This window comes from Actinoplanes sp. URMC 104 (assembly GCF_051386375.1).
Lineage (GTDB): Bacteria > Actinomycetota > Actinomycetes > Mycobacteriales > Micromonosporaceae > Actinoplanes.
This window is the reverse complement of record NZ_JBPQTO010000011.1, coordinates 1,408,805-1,431,997: the sequence shown is the minus strand read 5'-3', so window position 1 is coordinate 1,431,997 and position 23,193 is coordinate 1,408,805. Positions and strand designations below refer to the sequence as shown.

21 protein-coding genes are annotated in these 23,193 nt (G+C 72.0%); 10 read left to right on the top strand and 11 right to left on the bottom strand.

Annotated elements, in window-relative coordinates:
- Nucleotides 1–23 precede the first annotated feature (23 nt).
- Nucleotides 24–2,765 carry an ATP-binding protein gene (locus ACSNN8_RS32370; protein WP_436653775.1) on the bottom strand — a complete coding sequence of 914 codons (2,742 nt, stop codon included), beginning with the start codon at nucleotides 2,763–2,765 and terminating at the stop codon, nucleotides 24–26.
- A 179-nt stretch (nucleotides 2,766–2,944) separates the two neighbouring features.
- Between ACSNN8_RS32370 and ACSNN8_RS32365 the strand changes: the two genes are divergently transcribed.
- A complete protein-coding gene (locus ACSNN8_RS32365) occupies nucleotides 2,945–3,922 on the top strand; it encodes a helix-turn-helix transcriptional regulator (RefSeq protein WP_436653774.1) in 978 nt (325 codons plus the stop codon).
- Between the two features lie 146 nt (nucleotides 3,923–4,068).
- On the opposite strand, the gene ACSNN8_RS32360 is transcribed toward ACSNN8_RS32365, so the two are convergent.
- The 4 genes from ACSNN8_RS32360 to ACSNN8_RS32345 all read right to left on the bottom strand — a co-directional run bounded on the left by ACSNN8_RS32360 (nucleotide 4,069) and on the right by ACSNN8_RS32345 (nucleotide 7,862).
- A complete protein-coding gene (locus ACSNN8_RS32360) occupies nucleotides 4,069–5,007 on the bottom strand; it encodes a hypothetical protein (protein WP_436653773.1) in 939 nt (312 codons plus the stop codon).
- 207 nt (nucleotides 5,008–5,214) lie between these two features.
- The gene (locus ACSNN8_RS32355) at nucleotides 5,215–5,904 is read right to left on the bottom strand and encodes a response regulator (RefSeq protein WP_436653772.1); all 690 of its coding nucleotides are present in this window, start codon (nucleotides 5,902–5,904) and stop codon (nucleotides 5,215–5,217) included.
- The gene (locus tag ACSNN8_RS32350; RefSeq protein WP_436653771.1) at nucleotides 5,901–7,040 is read right to left on the bottom strand and encodes a sensor histidine kinase; all 1,140 of its coding nucleotides are present in this window, start codon (nucleotides 7,038–7,040) and stop codon (nucleotides 5,901–5,903) included. The genes ACSNN8_RS32355 and ACSNN8_RS32350 overlap by 4 nt, the downstream gene beginning before the upstream one ends.
- A gap of 192 nt (nucleotides 7,041–7,232) precedes the next feature.
- Complete coding sequence (locus ACSNN8_RS32345) at nucleotides 7,233–7,862, bottom strand: M15 family metallopeptidase (protein WP_436653770.1); 630 nt, start codon at nucleotides 7,860–7,862, stop codon at nucleotides 7,233–7,235.
- Nucleotides 7,863–8,023: 161 nt separating this feature from the next.
- Between ACSNN8_RS32345 and ACSNN8_RS32340 the strand changes: the two genes are divergently transcribed.
- Complete coding sequence (locus ACSNN8_RS32340; protein WP_436653769.1) at nucleotides 8,024–8,719, top strand: hypothetical protein; 696 nt, start codon at nucleotides 8,024–8,026, stop codon at nucleotides 8,717–8,719.
- Here ACSNN8_RS32340 and ACSNN8_RS32335 read toward each other — a convergent pair.
- The gene (locus ACSNN8_RS32335; protein ID WP_436653768.1) at nucleotides 8,703–9,644 is read right to left on the bottom strand and encodes a DMT family transporter; all 942 of its coding nucleotides are present in this window, start codon (nucleotides 9,642–9,644) and stop codon (nucleotides 8,703–8,705) included. The genes ACSNN8_RS32340 and ACSNN8_RS32335 overlap by 17 nt on opposite strands.
- A gap of 80 nt (nucleotides 9,645–9,724) precedes the next feature.
- Between ACSNN8_RS32335 and ACSNN8_RS32330 the strand changes: the two genes are divergently transcribed.
- Nucleotides 9,725–10,189, top strand: coding sequence for an Lrp/AsnC family transcriptional regulator (locus ACSNN8_RS32330; RefSeq protein ID WP_436653767.1), 465 nt, complete (start codon nucleotides 9,725–9,727; stop codon nucleotides 10,187–10,189).
- Nucleotides 10,190–10,218: 29 nt separating this feature from the next.
- Here ACSNN8_RS32330 and chrA read toward each other — a convergent pair whose 3' ends face one another.
- Both chrA and ACSNN8_RS32320 read right to left on the bottom strand, forming a co-directional pair.
- Nucleotides 10,219–11,592: a chromate efflux transporter gene (gene chrA / locus ACSNN8_RS32325; RefSeq protein ID WP_436653766.1), complete on the bottom strand. Its 1,374-nt coding sequence runs from the start codon at nucleotides 11,590–11,592 to the stop codon at nucleotides 10,219–10,221.
- On the bottom strand, nucleotides 11,589–12,065 hold the full coding sequence (locus ACSNN8_RS32320) for a Chromate resistance protein ChrB (RefSeq protein ID WP_436653765.1): 477 nt from the start codon (nucleotides 12,063–12,065) through the stop codon (nucleotides 11,589–11,591). The genes chrA and ACSNN8_RS32320 overlap by 4 nt, the downstream gene beginning before the upstream one ends.
- Nucleotides 12,066–12,148: 83 nt before the next feature.
- On the opposite strand from ACSNN8_RS32320, the gene ACSNN8_RS32315 reads away from it, so the two are divergent.
- Nucleotides 12,149–12,475, top strand: coding sequence for a hypothetical protein (locus ACSNN8_RS32315; RefSeq protein ID WP_436653764.1), 327 nt, complete (start codon nucleotides 12,149–12,151; stop codon nucleotides 12,473–12,475).
- The gene (locus ACSNN8_RS32310; protein WP_436653763.1) at nucleotides 12,472–12,651 is read left to right on the top strand and encodes a hypothetical protein; all 180 of its coding nucleotides are present in this window, start codon (nucleotides 12,472–12,474) and stop codon (nucleotides 12,649–12,651) included. The genes ACSNN8_RS32315 and ACSNN8_RS32310 overlap by 4 nt, the downstream gene beginning before the upstream one ends.
- A 10-nt stretch (nucleotides 12,652–12,661) precedes the next feature.
- Here the strand turns inward: ACSNN8_RS32310 and ACSNN8_RS32305 are convergent, their stop codons facing one another.
- The gene (locus ACSNN8_RS32305; protein ID WP_436653762.1) at nucleotides 12,662–13,396 is read right to left on the bottom strand and encodes a class I SAM-dependent DNA methyltransferase; all 735 of its coding nucleotides are present in this window, start codon (nucleotides 13,394–13,396) and stop codon (nucleotides 12,662–12,664) included.
- A gap of 135 nt (nucleotides 13,397–13,531) precedes the next feature.
- Here ACSNN8_RS32305 and ACSNN8_RS32300 point away from each other — a divergent pair, with 135 nt between their 5' ends.
- The 4 genes from ACSNN8_RS32300 (at nucleotide 13,532) to ACSNN8_RS32285 (ending at nucleotide 19,718) form a co-directional block, all read left to right on the top strand.
- The gene (locus tag ACSNN8_RS32300) at nucleotides 13,532–14,749 is read left to right on the top strand and encodes an SGNH/GDSL hydrolase family protein (protein WP_436655480.1); all 1,218 of its coding nucleotides are present in this window, start codon (nucleotides 13,532–13,534) and stop codon (nucleotides 14,747–14,749) included.
- Nucleotides 14,750–14,821: 72 nt separating this feature from the next.
- The gene (locus tag ACSNN8_RS32295; protein ID WP_436653761.1) at nucleotides 14,822–15,544 is read left to right on the top strand and encodes a DUF72 domain-containing protein; all 723 of its coding nucleotides are present in this window, start codon (nucleotides 14,822–14,824) and stop codon (nucleotides 15,542–15,544) included.
- Between the two features lie 162 nt (nucleotides 15,545–15,706).
- Nucleotides 15,707–17,956 carry an endopeptidase La gene (lon, locus tag ACSNN8_RS32290; RefSeq protein ID WP_436655478.1) on the top strand — a complete coding sequence of 750 codons (2,250 nt, stop codon included), beginning with the start codon at nucleotides 15,707–15,709 and terminating at the stop codon, nucleotides 17,954–17,956.
- A gap of 163 nt (nucleotides 17,957–18,119) precedes the next feature.
- Complete coding sequence (locus tag ACSNN8_RS32285; RefSeq protein WP_436653760.1) at nucleotides 18,120–19,718, top strand: alpha/beta hydrolase; 1,599 nt, start codon at nucleotides 18,120–18,122, stop codon at nucleotides 19,716–19,718.
- A 166-nt stretch (nucleotides 19,719–19,884) separates the two neighbouring features.
- Here ACSNN8_RS32285 and ACSNN8_RS32280 read toward each other — a convergent pair whose 3' ends face one another.
- Nucleotides 19,885–20,466, bottom strand: coding sequence for a hypothetical protein (locus ACSNN8_RS32280; RefSeq protein WP_436653759.1), 582 nt, complete (start codon nucleotides 20,464–20,466; stop codon nucleotides 19,885–19,887).
- Nucleotides 20,467–20,630: 164 nt separating this feature from the next.
- The gene (locus ACSNN8_RS32275; protein ID WP_436653758.1) at nucleotides 20,631–22,079 is read right to left on the bottom strand and encodes a PepSY-associated TM helix domain-containing protein; all 1,449 of its coding nucleotides are present in this window, start codon (nucleotides 22,077–22,079) and stop codon (nucleotides 20,631–20,633) included.
- 220 nt (nucleotides 22,080–22,299) lie between these two features.
- Here ACSNN8_RS32275 and ACSNN8_RS32270 point away from each other — a divergent pair, with 220 nt between their 5' ends.
- Nucleotides 22,300–23,193 carry an NADP-dependent oxidoreductase gene (locus ACSNN8_RS32270; RefSeq protein WP_436653757.1) on the top strand — a complete coding sequence of 298 codons (894 nt, stop codon included), beginning with the start codon at nucleotides 22,300–22,302 and terminating at the stop codon, nucleotides 23,191–23,193.

The window sequence follows — 23,193 nt, the reverse complement described above, 5'->3', positions numbered from 1 at the left end:
AGGCATCCGTACGGTGACTGTTCTCAGGGGACGGACTGGTGGGCTGCCAGAGCTGCCCGCAGGTGAGCGCGGCCGCTGACGCCGAGCTTGGGATAGATCCGGTAAAGGTGAGAGCTGACCGTCCGGTGGGACAGGAACAGCCGCTGGCCGATCTCCCGGTTGCTCAGCCCGGTGGCTGCCAGCATGGCGATCTGCAGCTCCTGGGCGGTCAGACGTTCGCCTGTGGTGACGGCCCGGCCGGCGCTGTCCTCGCCGGCTGCGCGCAGTTCCTCGCGCGCCAGCCGGCCCCACGCGCGGGCGCCGAGCGCGTCGAAGCCGTCCCGGGCGGCACGCAGGACGGGCCGCGACTCGAGGATGCGTTTACGCCGGCGCAACCAGGTCCCGTACGCCAACTGCAATCGTGCCCGGTGCACCGGCCAGTCGGTGAGGTCCATGGCGAGGGCGTTCGCGAACGCGTGGCCGGCGTCCTCGTCGGAGGCGAGCACGGCGGTGGCGTAGGCGAGCGAGCGGTGCAACATCGGCGAGGGAAAGCGCGCGGCTCGCTCCTGTGCGCGGGTGAGCACGTCGCGGACCTCGTGGCGGCGGCCCGATCGCGCGGCCGCGTCGGCGAGATCGGGTAGCGCCCAGCCCGACATGTCGAGGTGGTGTGTGGGGTCGGCGGGATCGAAGATGCGCAGCAGGATCTCGAGTGCCTCGTCGTGTCGTCCGGCGGCGTTGGCTGCGACGCCGCGGGCGTGCTGTGCCGCCTCGGCGGCGAAGCGTACGCCGGCGATGAGGGGGCTTGCGAGCACGCCCTCCGCTATCCGGGTTGCCGTGTCGCTGTTGCCGCACATCGCTTCGTGCAATGCCCGGCTGGCCCTGCTGGCGACCACCCAGAAGTGTTCACCGGTCTCCTCCGCCAGCGCCTCGGCCTCCTCCGTGTCGGCTCGCACCGCCGGCCATCGGCCGAGCCACAGCCGGATGAAACCGGCCGAGGAAAGAGTGCGGGCCAGCAGCGCGGCGCGACCCTGGGCCCGGTATCCGGCTGCCACGGTCGCCATGAACGACGACGCGGTGACGAAGTCGCCGAGGATCAGCGCCGCTCCGCCGAGGTACCGCATGCCGTCGATGTCGGTGCGGTCCGGGACCAGGGTGGGCAGTTGCCGCAGAACCGCCGGGCCGAAGGCGTCCGGCTGGGCGTAGGCGGCGATCCCCACTGCCCGCGGATCGTCGGCGGCGAGTTCCAGCTTGGCAAGCACCGTGGTGACGCGCGTGCCGACCTCGGCCGGATGGCAAGCCCACCAGCAACGGGAGGCCGCCCGCCAGCACAGCGACGCGGCGAGATCGGTGTCACCGGCGGCGTGGGCATCGAGGGCGAGATCGCACAGCCGGGCGATCCGGGCGGTGTCATTGAGGTCTCCGGGGTCGACGACGTCGCCGACCAGCGCGAGCCGGCAGCGGTCGACGGTGCCGGCCGGCCCGGGATCGGTCTTCGCGAACAACCGCGCGGCGATGCGGCGGTCGTGCAGTTGCGAGGCCAGGTCGGCCGCGCCGAGCAGCAAGGACGAGCGCCGGGTGGGATCACCGGTGAGCTCAGCGGCCCGCTCCAAGCCGGTAACAGCCACGCCGAGGGCGCCGCGGTCCAGTGCCCGGCCCGCCGCGGCCTCGAGCTCGACGCTCACGTCCTCGTCGGTGCCCAACGTCGCGGCGCTGCGATGCCAGGCGCGCCGGTCCGGGTCCTCGGCGACGGCGTCGGCCAGCACGGAATGGATGGTCAGCCGGGCGATGTCACCGATCGAGCCGTAGACCGCCGACCGGATGAGCGGATGCCGGAAGCGCAGCCGCTGGGACTGAACCTCCAGGAGCCCGGCGTCGATGGCGGGCTGCAGCGCCGTCACCGCGATCTCCGCGCCGGTCAGAACGCCCGCGGTCGCCAGCAGGGTCGCCGGCGCGCAGCCGGTGTCGGCCGAGAACGCCGCCACCACGGCTCGGGTTGCCGTGGGCAGCTGAGAGAACCGGTCGGTGAACGCCGTCGCCAGGCGTTCGTTGAGAGGAATGAGCCCTTGCGGTCCGCCGCCGGCGTCGGAGGCCAGCACACGGGGGAGCTCCACCAGCGCCAGCGGATTCCCGGCCGCCTCGGCCAGGACCTGCTCGCGAAGGCCGGCCGCCAGCCCGGGTGCATGGTCGTCGAGGATACGGCGCGCTGCGTCGTCGTCGACCTCGCCCAGCGTGAGCTGGCCGAGGCCGGTGCGGGCCAGAACCTCCGTGTGCTGGGCACGCACGGTCATCACCGCCGCGATGGGTTCCACGCTCAACCGCCGAGCGACGAAGACGAGCACGTCCGACGTCTCCGGATCCAGCCAGTGAGCGTCCTCCGCGAGCAGGAGCAGCGGGCCGCGGGCGGCACAGTCGCCGAGCAGTTCGAGCACGGCCAGCCCCACGGTGAACAGATCCGGGCGCTCACCCTCCTCACCGAATGCGGCGCGCAGGGTGCGCTGCAATCGTGGCGTCAGCCCGTCCAGGCGTCCGAGCAGCGGGATCAGCAGCTGGTGCAGCCCGGCGAACGGCAGCGCCGCCTCGGCCTCCGCGCCGTTGGTCTGCAGCACCGTCATGCCGGCGCCGATCGCGGTGCGCCGGGCCGCGGTCAGCAACATCGTCTTGCCGATCCCCGCATGACCGCGAACGACGAGCGCTGCGCCACGACCCGCGCACGCCTGGGTCAGAAGCGTCTCCACCGCGGCCAGTTCACGATCGCGGCCGTGCATCACCGGTGGGTCGTCGTTCACCTTTCCCGCTCCTTCAGGCACGGTCTCCGACCACGTCGGCGCCGCCACCGCACACGCGGCGGTGAGGCGAATGTACTGTCCCCGTGTCCCGCCGTGATGGTCTCCAAATGCAGACGATGGTCCGACTGTGCAGGCTTTCCCCGCGTCCTACCCTCGGGCTGTACGAAAGGGAGGGTGGGATGGCCGTACTCCTCGACACCACGCGCCTGCCCCGGCGCGAGCGAGCCGACGCCCTGTGCGCGGCCCTGTCCACCGCCGGCGCGCTCGCGAGCGTCTCGGCGCCGGAGGGGTCCCGCTGCCGGATCAGCAGGTGGGATCTGGGGCTGGGCGCCGGCCTTCTGCACACCATCACCGACGGCCACCGGATGGCGCGCACCCGCAAGCACCAGCGATCGGACGATCCCGAGCAGATCTCCTTAGGGCTGCCCCGCTCGGGCGCCGTGCATCTCGACCACCGCGACCATCCCCGCGGCGACCGCATCGGCGAACTGCAACTGGTCGACCTCACATCGCCGTACGCCTTCTTCGTCGACAGCCGATCGGCGAACCAGGCCGTGATCCTGGACTACCGCCGCCTCGGCCTCACTGTGGACACTGTGCGCTCGGCGATACCCGGCCTGGCGGCGAGCCCGCTGTACGCGATGACCCGACGGCACCTACGGGACCTGCCGACCGTCGTCGACGCCATGGGCTCCGGCCCCGCCCTGTCGATGCTCGCGTCCGCCACCACAGACCTCGTACGCGCCCTGATCGCCTCGGCCGCCGCCCGGCAGTCGCCGTCGACCGTCGAGGCCGTCAACGGCACCCTCTTCCTTCGGCTGACCGTGTTCATCCGTCAGCACCAGCGGGACCGCGACCTCAGCGCCGCCCGGCTCGCCGCCGAGCACGCCGTCTCCGTACGCGCGGTGTATGCGGCGTTCGCCGCGCAGGGGGAGCACCTCGCCGAGTGGGTCATGCGGGGTCGCCTGGAGGGAGCCCGCGAGGAGCTTCGCCGCCTGCCCTCGGCTGCCGGCTCCATCGGCAGGACGGCCCGCGCCTGGGGCTTCAAGGACGCCAGGCACTTCGCCCGCCGTTTCAGAGCCGCGTACGGCTTGAGCCCCCGGGAATGGCAGCAAAGCAATACCGCGAGCGTCGCCGGCGAGAGGCCCGACCGCTGAGACCGCGCGGCCTCTTGGTGGACGAGGGTCACTGCACCGGCCTTTGCGGGTGGCAGGCCTTCGAGAGCGGACGGATCCCATCGAAGCGGCTGCGGGCGTGCTCGATGGAATCGGCTCCTTCAGCCGGAATGTCTTCCTCGACGGGTTCATACAGCTGGGCCTTCGGCGACGGCGCGAAGGGCAGCGGTGTCGCCCGCGGACGGCGCCGCACCGCCGGGTCGGCCGCGACGGGCCTCGATCGCCCGCCGTCCCCACCGGGTCTTTCCCCACGGCTTCCACACCGAGAGCGCGGTCGCCGTCCAGAGAATCACCGCGTAGCCGGCCATGCAGAGGGTGAGGACCGGGGCGAGACCACCGGGATCGGTGGTGGCGCCGTCAGCCGTCCGCTCGGTGAGCCGGCTGATCCAGTGGTGCTGGAAACCCGCAACGGACGGAATGGCCAGCGAGAGAATGAGCTTGGTGAGGACCCACTTGTTGCGGATCAGTCCCCACTTGGTTCCGAGGGACACCACGAGCCCGGAGACGATGGCGAGGAAGACCATCGGGATGACGATGACCAGATCGAAGAGATGCATGATGCGGTACGCGTCATGACCGAGCACGCGGTCGTCCGTGAACTGGCCGACGAGGCTGAGCACCAGCATCGCCATCGACAGGCCCAGCCAGCTCACCGAGAGGCCGACGTGCAGCCACAGGAACAACTTCCTGGACCGGGGTGAGAGTTGCGGGAAACGTGGCTTCAAGAGCACTGCGATCATTCCGCTGAGCAGCATTCCGAGCAGCGGTAGATTGGACGGGATGCTGAGGACGAACTGCAACGGCACGAGGATCGACTCGGTGACGACCAGCACCGGCCGGGCCCAGGGCCGACCGTAATAGTGTGCCAGGATGGCGTGTCCGACGGCTGCCGGAGGATAGAAGACGAGTCCTGTGTCGCCGATCGGCCCCCGGCCCGAATCGACTCCCAGCGAAACAGTTGTCACGACCGCCAGAAGGGCGAATGCCGCGAGCAGGATGCGAATTATCCGGTCGTTCTCACCTGCACGGCCGGGTTCCTTTCTGCGGCCGGAAACGGGTGCTTGCATCGATTCGGCTCCCTGATGTCGCCGTTCTTCCGGGTAGCGCTTTCCGCTTCACGCTATCCAGTGACCGATGCGCCGTAATCATCGGAAGGTCGCGATACCGGCTGCTTCAGTCGCATCAGCGCCGCGATGTGCTGCATCTTTCGATGGAGGCCCGCGCCGGCCTCGGCCGAGGGTGTCCGGTCACTCGGTCCGGGAGGTCGTGAATGGTCATCCCCCTTCTCCGCCGAGATGTCCCTGGGCAAGCCCGGCATGGTGCGCGAGGATCGCCGCCTGCACCCGGTTCGTCAGCTTCAGCTTGGCCAGAATCCGGCTGACGTGGGTCTTCACCGTGGCCTCGCTCAGGTGCAGGCGCCGGGCGATGTCTGCATTGGACAATCCCTCGGCCAGCTCCCGCAGCACCTCGAACTCCTTGTCGCTGAGCGGTTTGAGCCGCTCCCTCGCCCGCGCATGCCGGCCGGGGTCAAGCGGTGGCTCCGGGGCGGCGGCGAAGGTCTCCAGCAGACGGCGGGTCACACGCGGCGAGAGCATCGCGTCCCCCGCGGCGGCGGCACGGACCGCAGCGATCATCTCGTCCGCGGACGCGTCCTTCAACAGGAAGCCGACCGCGCCGTTGCGCAGGGCGGTCCGCACGTACTCGTCCAGGTCGAAGGTGGTCAGAATGATCACCTTCGGCGGCATCGGTAGCCGGACCAGCTCCTGGGTGGCCGACAGTCCGTCCCGGCCGGGCATGCGAATGTCGATGAGCACCACATCGGGCCGGTGCCGCTGTGCCTGGACGAGAGCCTCCGCTCCGTCACCGGCCTCCCCGACCACCGAGATGTCGGGCGCGGACTCAAGAATCGTCCGCAGCATGGCGCGCACCATCCACTCGTCGTCGACGACAAGAACCCGGATCACACGGTCCCCTGCGCCGGAATGGGAAGATCGGCGTCCACCTCGAACCCGCCGTCGGGCGTCGGCTGCGCCGTGAGCCGCCCGCCAACCAACTGGACGCGCTCGCGCAACCCGACCAGGCCATGACCGCCGGGCGGCAGGACCTGACCGGCTGCTCCCGGCGAGGCCGGCCGGCGGTTGGTGATCGTGAGTTGCAGCCGGTCCTGGCCGTACCGCACCTGGACCGTCGTATCGGCAGAGCCGGCATGCTTGTGCACGTTGGTCAGAGCCTCCTGGACAACGCGGTAGCCGACCTGTTCGATGATCGCGGGCAGCTGCCGGGTGGAGCCGGAGGCCTTCATCGTGACGGGCGTGCCGGTTTCTGCACAGCGCCGGACCAGCGTGTCCAGGTCGGCGAGCGTCGGTTGCGGGGCGAGCGGTGCGCGCTCGTCGGTACTCAGCACACCGACCAGCGTCCGCAGTTCCTCGAGGGTCTCCCGGCCGATCGTGCGGATCCGCCCGGCGAGCGGAACGTTCTGGGTCTCCATCGCGGTCGCGTGCAGCACCATGAGACTCACCTTGTGCGCGACGACGTCGTGCATGTCGTGCGCGATCCGCGCTCGCTCCTCGGCCCGCGCCTGATCGGCCACGAGCTGACGTTCCCATTCCGCGCGCTGCACCCGCTCCCGCAGGCCGCGCACCACCTCACGGCGGCTGCCCGCCCACAGACCGAGAAGAACCGGGGCCACGCAGACCGCGACGGTCACCGGAATGATCGAGTCGAGCCCCTGCTGCTGGAACGGGAAGCCCACCACCAGCAGCACGACCACTGTCGTCCCCATGACGGCACGGCGGGAGCGCTCGTAGGCGCCGAGAGCGTACTGCCCGACGATGACCGCGGGGTACGCCGCCGCGGCGATCCAGCCCAGAAGCGCACAGGCCGCCAGCATCAGCGGCCACCGGCGGCGCACGAGCGCGGCGGCCCCGACGATCAGCGCCAGAGGAAGGTAGATCACCGCCGACGAGTGCCCGGGCAGGTACGGCGAACCGCCGAAGAGCGTGGAGTCCATCGCCGGACCGGCTGTGGTGGCGGCGGACACCACTGCGACCGACACATCGACGACGCGCGTGCGATGCCGCCACAGCGGCTCGGCCGACACGGCCCATGCTGTCGGCTTGTTCATGGGAGCCGAGTCTATGGCGTACGATCGTCCGCCATCGTCCGCCGAAAGATGTGAGTCGCCGCCGCCGCGTCATCTTTCGACGGATCGGCCGGCGACCTTCGCCTGACGCGCCGCGGTCCTGTCTGTCCTGGCGTCACCTTGGTGAGTATCCGTTGCTGAGGGCGCGGCTCAGACAGGGGCCTCGAAATGCTGGTAGTCCTTGAGCGACGTCCAGTCCCCGCCCCAGGTGAAGCCGTGTTTCGTGAAGGCGCGCCACACGCGGTCGCCGTGCCGGATCATGCCGGGGCGGACGTTCGCGCGGTTGGTGAAAGGCTTGCCGGCCGGCGGCTGCACGATCGAGCCCTTGACGTACGGGTTCTCCAGCGTGTTGATGTCGATGGCCTTGCCGTACGAGTGCACCGAGAAACCGCGCGTCGAGCCGGTGATCGGGCGGCAGTTGAACGCCGAGGTGTTGTCGGCGGCCATCGACGCGTTGTCGTCGGCGCCGAAGTGCTCGACCGGAAGGATCCGCCTGACCGGGAAACGCATCCGGTACAACGTATGGAAGATGTCCACCACGCCGCGCGCCACGTCCTTGTGGACGATCAGCTCGCCTCGGTGCCGGACGCCGTCGAAGCCCCAGTGTGTCAGTTCCACGAGGCGCAGGTCCGAGATCGGCGTCGGGCAGCCTCGACGCCACGAAACGCCGACCATCGCGCTCGCCCGGGCGCTGTCGATGGTCTCGACCGAGGCCCGGTAGCCGTCGCCGGCCGAGGCGGGTGCGGCAACACCGGTCGCGGCGAGAGCCGCGCTGGTCACGGCCGACACGATGGGGGCAAAAATGGAACGACGCACGCCCAGATACTGTCAGCCCATGACCGCGGCGGCCCGGTCGTGAAGGTCCGGCGTCACCCGACCGGGGTACCGACTCTCCCCGACGAGCCGCCGTGGTGCGCCCGGAGATCAGTCATCCTGACGTGGTGGAGACCGCCGACCTGAGGCTCGCTCGCGACGACGACGTAGCGGCCGCTTCCTGGATCAAGCCGCGCCTCGATGGCTCCTTCGGGGCGGTGACGCGGCACGTTCCCGTGGGCTACGCCGCGTACGTGCGGATCTGCCACCCCGTCGACGATGAGACCGGCCGGCAGGTCACCTGGTCCGCCGTTGCCGCCGCGACGGGACGGCGGGCGCACCCGACGATGCAGTGGCGCGCCCTGGCCGGCGCGGCCCGGTGGGCGGGTTCCGATCCCTGGTGCGGGGAGCTGGCGCCGCCGGAACTGGCAAGGCTCTGCGGCATTCTCGCTCAGCACACCGCCGTACCGGGGTCGTGCTTCTTCTGTCTGTGGGACGGCTGGGGCTGGTTGCCTCGAACAGTGCCGGCTCAGGTGCATCACGGCGACCGGGACTACGTCCTGCTGACCGGGCCGCTGCACGCGGCCCTGCAGCTCGGTGACCGCCCACGTCCGGACTGGTTTCTGCCCCAGTCGCCCAACCTGTTCTGGCCCGCGGACCGGGCCTGGTGCGTCGCCACCGAGATCGACTTCGACTCCACGCTGGTCGGTGGCACGGCGGAGCTCGCCCACCACCTGCTGAACGATCCGGGCCTCGACGCCTGGCCCGTCGACCCGGACGACTCCCTCGCCGCCGACGCCGACCGGCTCAACCCGCTCGACTGACTGCTCGGCGCCCGGCCTGTTCGGCCGGTTGCTGTGGGGACGAGGGCGGGGCTTGCCGGCCGCCGAGCTCGGAGACCAGCACAGCGACGACGATCAGAACGCCGCCGCCCAGGGACGACAGGCCCAGCCGTTCGCCGGCCAGCCGGCCCAGCAGCGCCGCCCACACCGGTTCGGCGGCATAGATCACGGTGGCATGGGTCGCCGAGACGGTGCGCTGCGCCCAGTTCATCACCACCTGGATGACGGCGGTGGCCAGGCCGAGAGCCACGACGGTCAGGCCCAGCGTCCACGACGGCGCCGGCAGGTCCTCGCCGGACAGGGGGCGAGCGACGGCCGCCAGCAGCGAGCACACCGCGAGCTGGACGACGGTCACCCGGCGGGCGTCGACGGTGCCGGCGAAGCGCCCGATGAGCAGGATCTCGACGGCGATGGCCACGGTGCCCAGCAGGGTGGCCGTCTCGCCGGTTCCCCACTGCAGGCCGGTCGCGGTGACGCCGGTGAGCAGGAGCAGCCCGCAGAAGGCGCACGCGATGCCGGCCCAGGCCCCCGCGCCGGGCGCCCGGCGGCTCAGTGCCCACTGCCCCAGCGGGACCAGCGGCACGTACAGCGCGGTGAGGAACGCCGACATCGAGCTGGACACGGTCTCCAGCCCGATCGTCTGCAGGCCGTACCCGCCGCAGAGGCTCACGCCGATCAACGCGCCGACGCCGAGCTCGCGGCGGGTGAGGCCGCGCAGCGCCGTCCACGACAGGGCCGCCAGCACCACCGCGGCGAACCCGAACCGCAAGGCCACGAACGACCACGGCCCGGTCACGGCGAGGGCCTTGTGCACGGTCAGGAACGTCGAACCCCACACCGCGGTGATGGCGGCGAGAGCCCACTCCTGGCGGGAGAACCGGCGCCGTCGGTCGGAAATGCGCGTCATGCCGGGAGCGTGCAGGGACAGGTGTCGCGACGACAAATCAATCGCGTCAGAGCCGCTTTCGGCGCAACTAAACTACGATGATGGCCGCTCTGGATGACAAAGATTGCGTAATTCTCGACCTCCTGCAGCGCGAGGGGGACCTGCCCAACATCGAGCTCGCGCGGCGGGTCCAGCTGTCCCCGGCGGCGACGCTGCGCCGCGTCCAGCGGTTGCGTGCCGAGAAGGTGATCACGGGCGTGCATGCGGTCGTCGACCCGGACCGGGCGGGGAGCAAGGTCGAAGCCTTCGTGCTGATCACGCTCAGCGAGCACTCCGACGCCGGCGACCGGCGCCTCGCCGAGGCCCTCGCCGGGATGCCCGCGGTGCTCCGCGCCGACGCGATAGCCGGAGCCGACGACGTGCTGCTGCACGTGGCCGCCGCCGACGCCCGGGCGCTTCAGGACGTCCTGCGCGCGCTGCCGAGGATCGGAGCCCGGCGCGTGACGACCCTGCTGCGCCTGGGCGAGGTCAAGGCGCCCGCACCCGTTCCGGCGCTGCCGTCCTGACCACCGCGACGACGGCCGGCCTCGCCGGGTCAGCTCGACACGAGGCCCGTCAGGGCGGCCACCAGGCCGAGCACAGCGCTGACGCCGAGAACCCGCAGCACCGACCACTTGAGGCGGAAGATGAGCACCGCGGCGACCACGGCGATCGCCACGGAGACCGGACGGATCGAGCCGGGGTCGGGCACCTCCAGGCGCAGCGGGCCCGGGGTGACGGTGTGGCTGCGCGTGAAGAAGGTGTGCACCGCGAAGTACAGGCCCAGGTTCGCGATGACACCGACGACCGCGGCGGTGATGCCGGTCAGCGCCGAGGACAGGGCCCGGTTGCCGCGCAGCCGTTCGACGTAGGGGGCGCCGAGCAGGATGAACAGGAAGCACGGCACGAAGGTGACCCAGGTGGTCAGCAGCGAGGCGAGCACCCCGGCGACCCACGGGTCGAGCGTGCCGGGCCGGTGGTAGGCGCCCAGGAACGCGACGAACTGCACCACCATGATCAGTGGGCCGGGGGTGGACTCGGCCAGCGCCAGCCCGCGGACCATGTCGCCGGCCGACAGCCAGGCGTAGTGCTCCACGGCCCGCTGGGCCACGAAGGCGAGCACGGCGTAGGCGCCGCCGAAGGTGACCACCGCCGTACCGGAGAAGAACAGACCCTGCTGGGTGAGGACGCTGCCGGCGCCGGTCCAGACCGCGACGAGCGCCACCGGCACGAACCACAGGACCAGCCCCACGACCAGGATCTTGATGGCCCGGGGCAGCGACGGCCGGTCGTGGTGCAGCGCGTCGTCGGGGATCAGCGGCGCGGGACCGTCCTGGGCGCCCGCGTGCCCGCCCGAGGTGCTGATCAGGGCGGGCCGCCAGCGGTGCAGCGCCCACCCGGCCAGGGCCGCGGCGGCCACGACGATCGGGAACGGCACGGCGAACGCGGCCAGGGCCAGGAACGCGACGGCCGCGAAGCCGATCAGGACCGGGTTGTTCAGGGCGCGGCTGCCGACCCGCCAGACGGCCTGGACGACGACGGCGACCACCGCCGGGCCCAGACCCGCGAACAGGCCGGTGACCACGGTGGTGTCGCCGAACCCGACGTAGATGGCCGACAGCGCGAGCAGCGCGGCCACGCCGGGCAGCACGAACAGGGTGCCGGCGACCAGGCCGCCGCGCAGGCCGTTGAGCAGCCAGCCGACGTAGATGGCCAGCTGCTGGGCCTCCGGGCCGGGCAGCAGCATGCAGTAGTTGAGCGCGTGCAGGAACCGGTTCTGGCCGATCCAGCGCCGCTCGTCGACGAGGTGGCGTTGCATGACCGCGATCTGTCCGGCCGGGCCGCCGAAGGTCTGCAGCGAGATCAGGAACCACGCCTTGACCGCCTGGCGGAACGGCACCACGTCGCGCTGTGTGCCCACCTCGGTCATGCCAGCTGCCGGTCGCCGGTCGCGGCCAGGGCCTGCACCGCGGCGCGGGCGGTGTCGCGCTGGGCCGGCGGGAAGAAGTCACGGCGGTTGATCCGCCGCAGCTCGGCCCGGAGCCGGCGCAGCGCCCGCTCCCGTTCCGCCGGGTCCGCCGGGACGGCCGCCTCGGCCTCCGCGGTCACCGCCGCATATTCCGCAGCCCGGGCCGTACGCATGCCGGCCACGACCTGCCGCTCCTGCGCGGCGGTTGCCGGCCGCGCCAGCCACACCGTGCAGCTGCCGCCGGCGGCGAGGATCTCGTCGGCGATCCGGTCGACCTGCTCCCGGGTACGGGCGTCGGCCGGCAACCCGACCACGCCGTCGCCCAGGCGCGCCACCCCGAGGCGTTCCAGCTTGCGCCACACCGCGATCCGCGGCCGCGACGGTTCCCGCGGTATCCGGTACACCAGCACGACCCACGTCCCTCCATCGCTCACCCGACAAAAGTAACCGTGGTTACACCCCCCGGACAAGCCGAAATCGCTGGCCTGTGGCCGGCCGAATGCGGTAGGCACGTCGCATGACGACTTCGGAGCAGCCGCGGTTGACGGTGGTGCAGCCGGGCGGCGGGCGCGTGGGCGACCTGGGCGACATCGGCGTGCACTTCAAGCTGTGGGGCGAGGACACCGGCGGCGCGCTGGCGATCGTCGAGCACCCGTTCCCGGTCGGCGCGCTGGTGGCGCCGCACCTGCACACCCGGGAGGACGAGTACTCGATCGTCACCGAGGGCGAGATCGGCTTCCGCTCGGGCGACCGCGAGGTGGTGCTCGGGCCGGGGGCTACATCGGCAAGCCGCGCGGCGAGCTGCACGCGATGTGGAACGCCGGCTCGGTGCCCGCCCGGATGATCGAGATCATCAGCCCGGCCGGCTTCGAGCACTTCTTCCGCGAGGTGGCGGAGCTGATCGCGGCCGGGCCGGAGGCGGCCGAGGAGGGCGGTGACCTCGCGGAGCGCTACGGCCTGCAGTTCGGCGAGCCCGAGTGGCTGCCGGGCATCGTCGCACGGTTCGGGCTGACCGTGTAGGCGGGCCCGGCTACTCCCGGCTCGACGGGCCCGGCACCGGCTTGCGTGCCAGGACGAGCCAGAACCGTGGGCTGCCGTCGCGGTGCCGGCCCAGCGCCGTCAGCGGGACGGTGTCGACGGTGAAGCCCGCAGCCTTGAGATCCTGCCGGACGGCGCGCAGCGGGTTGGTGCGGTAATACATGACGAACGGCGGCCGCACCACGGTGTTGCGAACCAGCATGGCCAGGTCGAAGCCCAGCCCGGCCCAGTGCGCCACCGAGGTCGGCGGCGGGGACGCGCCGATCGCCAGCGCGAAGAGCCCGCCGGGGCGCAGCGCCCGGTGGATCCCCTCGAAGAGCGCCGGGCGTTCGGCGGGCAGGAAGTGCCCGAGCGCTCCGAAGCTCACGGCGAGGTCGAACGCGTCGGTGAACGGCAGCGCCCGGGCGTCGGCCCGGACGAGGACGGCCCCGGGATCGGCCCTGCGCGCCTGCTCGAGCATGCCGGCGCTGAAGTCGACGCCGGTGACCTGGTGGCGGCAGAGGCGCCGGAGCACGCTCAGCCCCGCGCCGGTGCCGCAGCACACGTCCAGCCCCGTGCCGAACGGTCCCTGGCCGGACAGCGCCTCGACGGTCGCGTCGAGGATGCCGTCCGGGGTCCGGAACGGGGTGTGGTCGAACTTCGGGGCGAGGTCGTCGTAGCCGCGTTCGACCGAGGACAGGGCCTGCCCGACCAGTTCGCGCAGGGACGGGCCTCGGGGCGAGAACATCGACCGAGATTACCTCCCCGCCGCGGCGTGCAGGGCTCAACCGGACGGGCCCCGAGACGCAACGAGCCCGCACCCCCGGGGGACGGGTGATCCGCTCAATCGGGCGGCGCGGGGGCCGATGGCAATCGCGTGACGATGCGCCGCACCTCCGCCGCCCGCCTGATCGCCCGCGCTGCCGCCGCGGCCGCCCTGGGCCTGCTCGCCGTGCCGGTCGGCGCCCAGGCCGCCGCCGCGCCCGGCATTCAGGCAGCCGTGCCGGTGGCCGCGACCGGGACCGCGGCGCCGCTCAAGGTCATGCCGCTGGGCGACTCGATCACCCACGGCAGCGGCTCCACCGGCTCCCGCCACCCGATGACGCAGACTCACTCCACCGGCTACCGGCCGCTGCTCTACCGCGAGCTGCAGGCCGCGGGCCTCGACGTGGACTTCGTCGGCTCCCAGCGCAACGGCACCGCGGACACCCCGGACCCGGACAACGAGGGCCACCCCGGTTGGCGCATCGACCAGATCGCCGCGAACGTCGACGGCTGGCTGGCCACCTACCGGCCCGACGTGGTCCTGCTGCACATCGGCACCAACGACGTTTCCCAGGGCAGGAACGTCACCGAGACCTCGATGCGGCTGTCCGCGCTGATCGATCAGATCCGCGCCGACCTGCCCGACGCCGAGATCTTCGTGCAGAAGCTCGTCCAGGGCCACATCGAGCCGTACCGGTCCCGCATCGCGATGTTCAACACCACGATCCCCGCCGTCGTGGCGAGCAAGGACGCCGGGGTCCACCTGGTCGACCAGTCGATGATCGGCGGCCTGGCGCTGTTCGACAGCCTGCACCCCAACGACTACGGCTACCCCAAGATGGCCTACAACCTCTACGAGGGCATGCGGCGGGTCTACGACAGCGAGGGCACCTGGCCGGTGCTCGCCGACCCGTTCGGCGCCCGGACCGCCCGGCTGTGCTTCCGGATCAACCAGCGCGTCGACGCCCGGACCACCTGGCACGCCGAGTGCGCCCACTGGACGTACCGGCCGGTCACCAGGACCGTTGCGGGCCGCAGCGTCACCGCCCACGCGTGGCAGCGGCCCGGCAAGGTCGCCGAGAGCTTCCGGGCGTACGTCGCGGCGCACCACACGACCAGGAAGGTCAGCACCCCGACCAAGGTGTACGTCAAGGGCAGGTACGTCAGCACGACCGTCCGGGGCAGGAGGACGAGGGTCTGGGTCAAGGCCCGGTACGAGACCCGCACCGTCACGCGGCTCGTCAAGGTCCTGGTCAAGGCCCACTACGAGCCCCGCACCCGGGTCGTGGACGGCTGGGTCTCCGACGACCCGTTCCTGACCGCGGCCGGCCGCTAGGGATTTTGCGCGGGATGGGGTGGGTATGCACCGCGCATGACGCCGGTGAAGGTGGGCCTGTGCGGAGCCGGCATGGCTCTGGGGTCCTACGCGCAACGCTTCGGGGTGCTGGAGGTGCAGCAGACCTTCTACGAGCCGCCCCGCGAGACGACGCTGCGGCGGTGGCGGGCCACCGTGCCGCCGGGCTTCGAGTTCACCGTCAAGGCGTGGCAGCTGATCACCCATGAGGCGAGGAGCTCGACGTACCGGCGGCTGCGCACACCGCTGAGTGCCGAGGAACGCGCCGAGGTCGGCGGCTTCCGGTGGACGCCCGTGGTCGCCCGCGCCTGGGACACCACGCTCGCCTGCGCCTCGATCCTGGAGGCGACCACGATCCTGCTGCAGTGCCCGGCGAGCTTCCGGCCGACCGAGCCCGCCATCGCGCGGTTGCGCGAGTTCCTCACCAGGGCGCGCCGCCCGGCCGGTGTCCGGCTGGTGTGGGAGCCGCGCGGTCCCTGGCCCGACGAGGTGGTCCGGGAGCTGTGCGAGGAGCTGGACCTGACCCACGCCGCCGACCCGTTCCTGCGCCCCAGCCTGACCCCGACGGCCTACTACCGGCTGCACGGCATCACCGGCGCCCGCCACGTCTACTCGGACGACGAGCTGGCCCGGCTGGCCGGCATCGTCGGCGCCGGTCCGGCGTACGTGATGTTCAACAACCTGCCCCGCGCCGCCGACGCCTCACGCTTCAGCCGGCTGGTGCACCCGGATGCGGATGCTTCCCGGTCGACGCCGGCCGGGGCGGGCCCCGCCTGATCCGGCGCCCGGCGGCGGCGGGTTTGTTCGCCGGGAGTGAACGCTGGAAGATCACCGGTACCCCCGAGGTTGAGCCCGGCATACTCAACTTCTCGGAGGTACCGGGTGACCAGCAAACGACTTCCCGTGTTGTTCCTCGATGACATCGTCCTGCTGCCGGGCATGGTCGTTCCGGTCGAGCTGGACGAGGCGGCTCAGGCGGCCGTCGACGCGGCCCGCACCTCGGCCGGCTCGGAGCTGCTCATCGCTCCCCGGCTCGAGGACCGCTACGCGACCCACGGCGTCGTGGCGAGCGTCAAGCAGGTCGGCAAGTCCCGCGGCGGAACGCCCGCCGCCGTGTTGCGCACCGGCGACCGCGCCCGCATCGGCGGCGGGGTGACCGGCCCGGGCGCCGCTCTGTGGGTGGAGGTCGAGCCGGTCGCGCTCGCCGCGCCCGGCGACCACGCCCGTGAGCTGGCCGCCGAGTACAAGCAGCTGGTCGTCAAGGTGTTGCAGCGCCGCGAGGCGTGGCAGGTCATCGACTCGGTGAGCGCCATCGACGACCCGGGCGACCTGGCCGACACCGCGGGCTGGGCTCCGTACCTGTCCAACGACCGCAAGCGCGAGCTGCTGGAGACCCCCGACGTGGAGGCCCGGCTGCGCCTGCTGATCGAGTGGACCGGTGACTTCCTGGCGGAGTCCGAGGTCAGCGACAAGATCGAGAGCGACGTCCGCGAGTCGGTCGAGAAGCGCAACCGCGAGTACCTGCTGCGCGAGCAGCTCAAGGCCATCCGCAAGGAGCTGGGCGAGGACCAGGCCGAGGGCAGCGACGACTACCGCGCCCGGGTCGAGGCGGCCGACCTGCCCGACACCGTCCGCGAGGCGGCGCTGCGCGAGGTGGGCAAGCTGGAGCGCGCCGGCGACCAGCCGGAGGCGGGCTACCTGCGCACCTGGCTCGACACCGTCCTCGACCTGCCGTGGAACGTCCGCACCGAGGACAACACCGACCTGGGCGCGGCCCGGGCGGTGCTCGACGCCGACCACCACGGGCTGGACGAGGTCAAGGAGCGCATCGTCGAATACCTCGGCGTCCGCGCCCGCCGGGAGTCCCGGGGCCTGAGCGTCGTCGGCGGCCGCGGCTCCGGCGCGGTGATCCTGCTGGCCGGCCCGCCCGGGGTCGGCAAGACCTCGCTGGGCGAGTCGGTCGCGCGCACGCTCGGCCGCAAGTTCGTCCGGGTGGCTCTCGGCGGCGTGCGGGACGAGGCGGAGATCCGCGGCCACCGCCGTACGTACGTCGGTGCCCTGCCCGGCCGCATCGTGCGGGCCATCCGCGAGTCCGGTTCGATGAACCCGGTCGTGCTGCTCGACGAGGTCGACAAGGTCGGCAGCGACTACCGCGGCGACCCCGCGGCGGCCCTGCTCGAGGTGCTGGACCCGGCGCAGAACCACACGTTCCGCGACCACTACCTCGACCTGGACCTCGACCTGTCCGACGTGCTGTTCATCGCGACCGCCAACGTGCTCGAGACGATCCCGCAGGCGCTGTTCGACCGGATGGAGCTCATCTCGATCGACGGCTACACCGAGAGCGACAAGGTCGCCATCGCCCGCGACTTCCTCGTCCCCCGGCAGCTGGAGCGGGCCGCCCTGGCCGAGGGCGAGGTCACGGTCACCGAAGGCGCGCTGCGCGAGATCGCCGCGAACTACACCCGGGAGGCCGGCGTACGGTCCTTCGAGCGCCTGCTGGCCAAGGTGTTCCGCAAGGCCGCCCTCAAGGAGCTGCCCGTCACCATCGAGGCCGCGGACCTCAAGGACCTGATCGGACGGCCGCGGTTCACCCCGGAGTCCTCGGAGCGGACCGCGGTCCCGGGCGTGGCCACCGGCCTGGCCGTGACCGGCATGGGCGGCGACGTGCTCTACATCGAGGCGTCGCTGCTGCCCGGCGACAAGGGCGGGCTGTCGGTCACCGGCCAGCTCGGCGACGTGATGAAGGAGTCGGCGCAGATCGCGCTGTCCTATGTGCGGGCCCACGCCGAGGAGCTGGGCATCTCGCCGGAGCAGCTCGACCACCCGATCCACCTGCACGTGCCCGCGGGCGCGGTGCCCAAGGACGGCCCGTCGGCCGGCGTCACGATGACGACCGCGCTGGTCTCGCTGCTGCTGGGCCGCAACGTGCGGGCCGAGGTCGGCATGACCGGCGAGGTGTCGCTGACCGGCCGCGTGCTGCCGATCGGCGGCGTGAAGCAGAAGCTGCTCGCCGCTCAGCGGGCCGGCCTCACCGAGGTGTACGTGCCGCAGCGCAACGAGCCCGACCTCGACGAGGTGCCCGCCGACGTGCTGGACGCGCTGACCGTGCACGTCGTCGCCGATGTGCGGGAGATCCTGAGCACCGCGCTGGAGCCGGTCTCGACCGGCCTGGTGGCGGCGGCCTGAGGCCGGATTCTTGCGGGCCCGGCACGGCGCCGGGCCCGCGAAGGCCGCAGAGGAGTCGACGCCCGGCCGGAAACTGTCTGAACGGTCGGCCTCATCGGCGCGCCTGGATGGATAGTCTCCGGTGATCGCGATGCGGAAGCGCATCGGAGACGAAGGGCATGGAATGAGACGACTACTGGCGGCCATCGCCGCCACAGCTGTCGGGCTGGCGGTCGGCGGCGGCATGATCCCGTCCGCGGCTCAGGCTCACAGCGGTACCCCCGGCTACACGCCACCTCCGATCGCCTGGGGTGCGTGTACGAACACGACCCTCAAGGCGCGCGGCGCCGAGTGCGGGTTCGTGACCGTCCCGCTGGACTACGCGCACCCGGGCGGCACCAAGATCAAGATCGCCGTGTCGCGGATCAAGGCCAAGTCGCCGGCCGCCGACTATCAGGGCGTCATGCTGGTCAACCCGGGTGGCCCCGGCGGATCCGGCCTCATCTACTCGATCTTCCAGACGGCGATCCCGAACGACGTCGGCCTCGACTACGACTGGATCGGCTTCGACCCGCGCGGCGTCGGCTCCAGCGTGCCGTCGCTGACCTGCGACGGGAACGTCGCCGGCTACAACCGGCCGTACTACGTGCCGGTCACCAAGCAGCTCGAGAAGACCTGGCTGGCGCGCTCCAAGGCGTACGCGGACGCGTGCGCCAAGGCCGGCGGCCCGCTGCTCGACCACCTGAAGACCACCGACAACGTGGCCGACATGGAGAGCATCCGCAAGGCGCTGGGCCAGAAGCAGATCAACTTCTACGGCTTCTCGTACGGCACCTACCTCGGCCAGGTCTACGCCACGCTGCACCCGCAGCAGGTGCGCCGGATGGTCTTCGACGGCAACGTCGACCCGCGCGAGGTCTGGTACGAGGCCAACCTCAGCCAGGACATCCAGTTCGACAAGAACATGGACGTCTACTTCGCCTGGGTCGCCAAGTACGACTCGGTGTACCACCTCGGCACCACCGGCAAGGCCGTGAAGGCCAAGTACTACGCCACGCTGCAGAAGCTCCGCAAGGCGCCGGCCGAGGGCAAGATCGGCCCGGACGAGTGGAACGACATCTTCGTCTCGGCCGGCTACTACGTGTACGGCTGGGAGGACGTGGCCACCGCGTTCTCGGCGTACGTCAACCAGGGTGACGCGTCCGGCCTGCTCGAGCTCTACTCGGAGCCCGGCCCCGGCGCGGACAACGGCTACGCGGTCTACCTGGGCACCCAGTGCACCGACGTGAAGTGGCCCAAGAACTGGGACAAGTGGAAGCGGGACAACTGGCGGATCTACTCCAAGCACCCGTTCATCACCTGGAACAACGCCTGGTACAACGCGCCCTGCATCTTCTGGAAGGGCGACGTCGGCAAGCCGGTCGACGTCGACGGCAGGAAGGCCCCGGCGATTCTGCTGATCAACGAGACCAACGACGCGGCCACGCCGTACCCGGGCAGCCTCGAGGTCCGCAAGCGCTTCCCGCGCTCGGTGCTGGTCGAGGGCGTCGGCGGCACCACCCACTCCGGCTCGCTGAGCGGCATCGCCTGCACCGACGACACGATCGCGGCCTACCTGGACACCGGCGCCCTGCCGGACCGGGTACGCGGCAACCGGTCCGACAAGCAGTGCGACCCGGTCCCGCAGCCGGACCCGACGGCCGCGGCGGCCAAGACGTTCGCGTCCACCGGCGGCGGCAGCCTCAAGGAGACGCTGTGGAAGCAGGCGCCCGCCGTGCGCTGACGCGCTGACGGGCTGCCCGCGGGGCCGGTGACCATCGGGCCGCCGTGTGCCTGCAGCAGACCGCTCGGCGCGATGTGACTGTTCCCCGGATATCGGCGGCGGCGTACAGCTTGGGCTGTGCGCCGCCGTCGTCCCGTGACACCGGAGCGCCCGGGCCGGCGCGGAACTACCGCGCGTCGATGCGGACTCGGAAGATCGCGGCGTCACCTGAAACCAGATCGGCTCGCACGGTGAGCACGGTCGGTCCGCCGCCGGGCACGGCGGCGAGCGCCAGGCGGTTGCCGACCGCCAGCACCGTGGCGTCCGCCGACCGCCCGTCACGGCCCGTTGCCGTCACCGACCAGCCGCGCACCGGCTGGGTGCCCGGGTCGACGCACAGGTGGACCAGGCCCGCGAGGTTCCGCCCAGGGTCCGGCCGGACCCGCAACGTGGAACCGCCGTCGGCCGCTAGCAGTGAGGTGCGCCTGGGGCAGGGTCCGGCCTCACCGGCGCCGGCGTAGACCCGGGGACCGAGGAACAGCAGAACGAGAGCCGCGAGCAGGGTGAGACCGGCCGCCCCGGCAACGGCCCACACGCCCCTGGCAGGCGGTGTGGGAACGACCGGTGGGTGTCGCCGGGCGGCGAGGGTCAGCGCGCCGTCGTGGTGGCGCACCACCAACGGTGATCGGGCTCCGCGCGTACGGCGGTGCGCCGCACGGCACAACCGGCCGGTGCCGGTCGTCGAGGCCGGCAGCGGGTCGTCCGCCATGTGTCACCGCTCTTCTTCTGGACGCGTCGGTGGAAGAGTCGTCGCGGCGCGGCTTCCGGTTCCCGGCTGCGCCGGATATCAAGGAGGCAGGCCGACCAGCGACCTCTCGACCCGGCCCGCGGCAGGGCCGGGGGAGCCCGCCGGCGGGCGAGTTCCCCGGAGGCTCAGCTGCCCGCCGGAGCCGGCGACACCGGCGTTTCCGGGGTCCTGTCCCGGCGACCGCGGACGGCGCCGGCCGCGACGTCGGCGAGGAGGAACGCGGCCAGGGGTATGCCGAACATCGGGACGACCCAGCCGATGGCGATGACGACGGGGACGCCGACCACGATCGCCCAGGCCGGGAGCTGCTGCCAGGCGCCGCGCCGGCCGAGGGGGGTGCCGACCGGCGCCCGGCGGTCGGCCCGGGTCGGGCGGCGCTGCCACCACATGCGGTATCCCCACACGATGACGCAGATCAGGCCGATCGCGAGCGCGGCGAGCAGCAGCTGGTTGGCCGGCCCGAACAGGTCGCCCATGTGGGCGTAGATGCCCCACTGCGTCAGCTTGGCCGTCACCGGCCAGTCGGCGAAGTCGCTGCGGTCGGTGACCGTGCCGGTGGCGGCGTCGACGGCGATGCTGTCGCGGCCGACGGGCCAGAGCGCGTCCTCCTCGGTGACCGTCCATGCGGTCCTGGTGTCGGCGGGAACGGCGACCGTGAGCTTGCCGCCGATGCCGTTGGCGTCGGCCACCTGCATCACCTTGTCGATGACGGCCGGATCCACGGACGCGTCACCGGCCGCCGGAGCGCCTCCGCCGTGATGGCTACCGGCCGCCGGGGCCGCAGGCACGCCGTTCAGCTCGGTCGACACGGCAGGGCGGCTGCCCCTCAGCGCGTCGACGGCCGCATCGAAGTTCTCACCCGCGTGGTTCGACCAGGTCAGGCCGGTGATCGACAGGAAGATCAGGCCGATCGACAGCCAGAGGCCGGTCGAGGCGTGCCAGCCGCGGGTGCGGCGTACGCCCTTCCTCGCGGTCAGGTCGGGTCGCAGCATGCGCTTGCCGCGTTGCCGGCGCCACCACAGCGCGACGCCGCCGAGCGCGAGCAGCCACAGCCAGCTCGCGGCGAACTCGGAGTAGTAGAAGCCGATGTCGCCCAGGTGCAGGCTCGTGTGCAGATCGTCGAACCACGTCCGCATCGGCGTGGACGCGAACCACGTGGTGAGCTGCCCGGTCACCTCGCCGGTGTACGGGTTCACGTACACCGTGTGCTTGTGCTCGAAGTCCAGCCCCGGCGCGGTGAAGTCGACCTGGGTGGTGGCGTCGCCGGTGCCGGGCCGCACGGCCGCGATGGCGCCCTCGGGGTGGGTGGCGCGCGCGGCGGCGAGTTGCTCGGACAGCGGCTTCGCGGTCCCGCCCGGTGTGACGGTGAGCTCGTCGGCGTAGACCGCTCGATCGATCTGCGGAGTGAAGGCGTACGCCAGGCCGGTCAGCGCCGCGACCAGGAGGAACGGCGCGACGAACAGGCCGGCGTAGAAATGCAGGCGCAGCAGGAGCGGGCCGAAGCCCGTCCTTCTCCGGGCGCGCGAAGCCGGGGACGGGGGCGCTTTCTCGGCGGTCTCGGAGGCGGTGGACATGGGCTCCTCGCTCGGGGGTCCGCGGACGTCGGGGAAGTGGCACCCGTTGGTCGTCGGTCACGCCCATTCAGTTCCGTGAGTCTCACCAGGTGGTGGATCGTGTTCCGACGAGCGCCGCGGGGCGGCTGTGCCGATCGACACAGCCACTCTCCTTGGGCATCGGTTACGTGACATGTCACGCTTACGGCGAACATCGCGACGACGAAGCGAGGTGCACGACATGACACGAGCGGTGATCCTGTCCGGCTTCGGCGGGCCGGACGTGCTGACGGTCGCCGACGTCGACCCCGGTCAGCCCGGGCCGCGGCAGATCCGGGTGAGCGTCCGGTACGCGGGCGTCGGGCCCACCGACCTGGCGCTGCGCAGCGGGCACCTCAAGGCGTTCGGGGTCGCGCCGGGCAGCGTCCTCGGGTTCGAGGCCGCCGGTGTGGTGGACGCCGTGGGCGCCGCGGTCACCGACGTGGCGCCCGGCGACGAGGTCGCCGTCTACCTGCCCGGTCTCGGCGGCTACGCGCAGTCCGTGATCGCCGGGCACTGGGTGCCCAAGCCGCCCTCGGTCTCCTGGGCCGACGCGGCCGCGCTGCCGGCGTCGGGGGAGGCCGCCGTACGGGTCCTGCGGCTCCTCGGCGTCACCGCGGGGGAGACGCTGCTGATCCTCGGCGGGGCGGGCGCGGTCGGCACCATCGCCACGCAGCTCGCCACGGCCGCCGGCGTCCGTGTCGTCGCCGCGGTCCGCGAGGACGACGCCGACGCGACCGCGCGGCTGGGCGCCACACCGGTGGACTACGCGAAACCGCTGCGCGAGATCGTGCCGTCCGTCGACGCCGTGCTGGACGCCTCCGGCCGCAGCGACCTCGCCGCGGCGGTCGAGCTGGCCGGCGGCGCCCGCCGCGTGATCACGCTGTCCGACCCGCGCGGCCCGCAGCTCGGCGTGACGCTGTCCGGCCCGGACCTCGAACGCGCCACCGACGCCGTGGCCACCGCCATGGCAGCGCTGGCCGACGGCTCGCTGACGCTGCGCCCGTCCACCGCGATGCCCCTGTCCGAGGCCGCCGCCGCGCACGCCGGCCTGGAGTCCGGCGCCCTGCGCACCAAGATCGTCCTTACCGTCTGA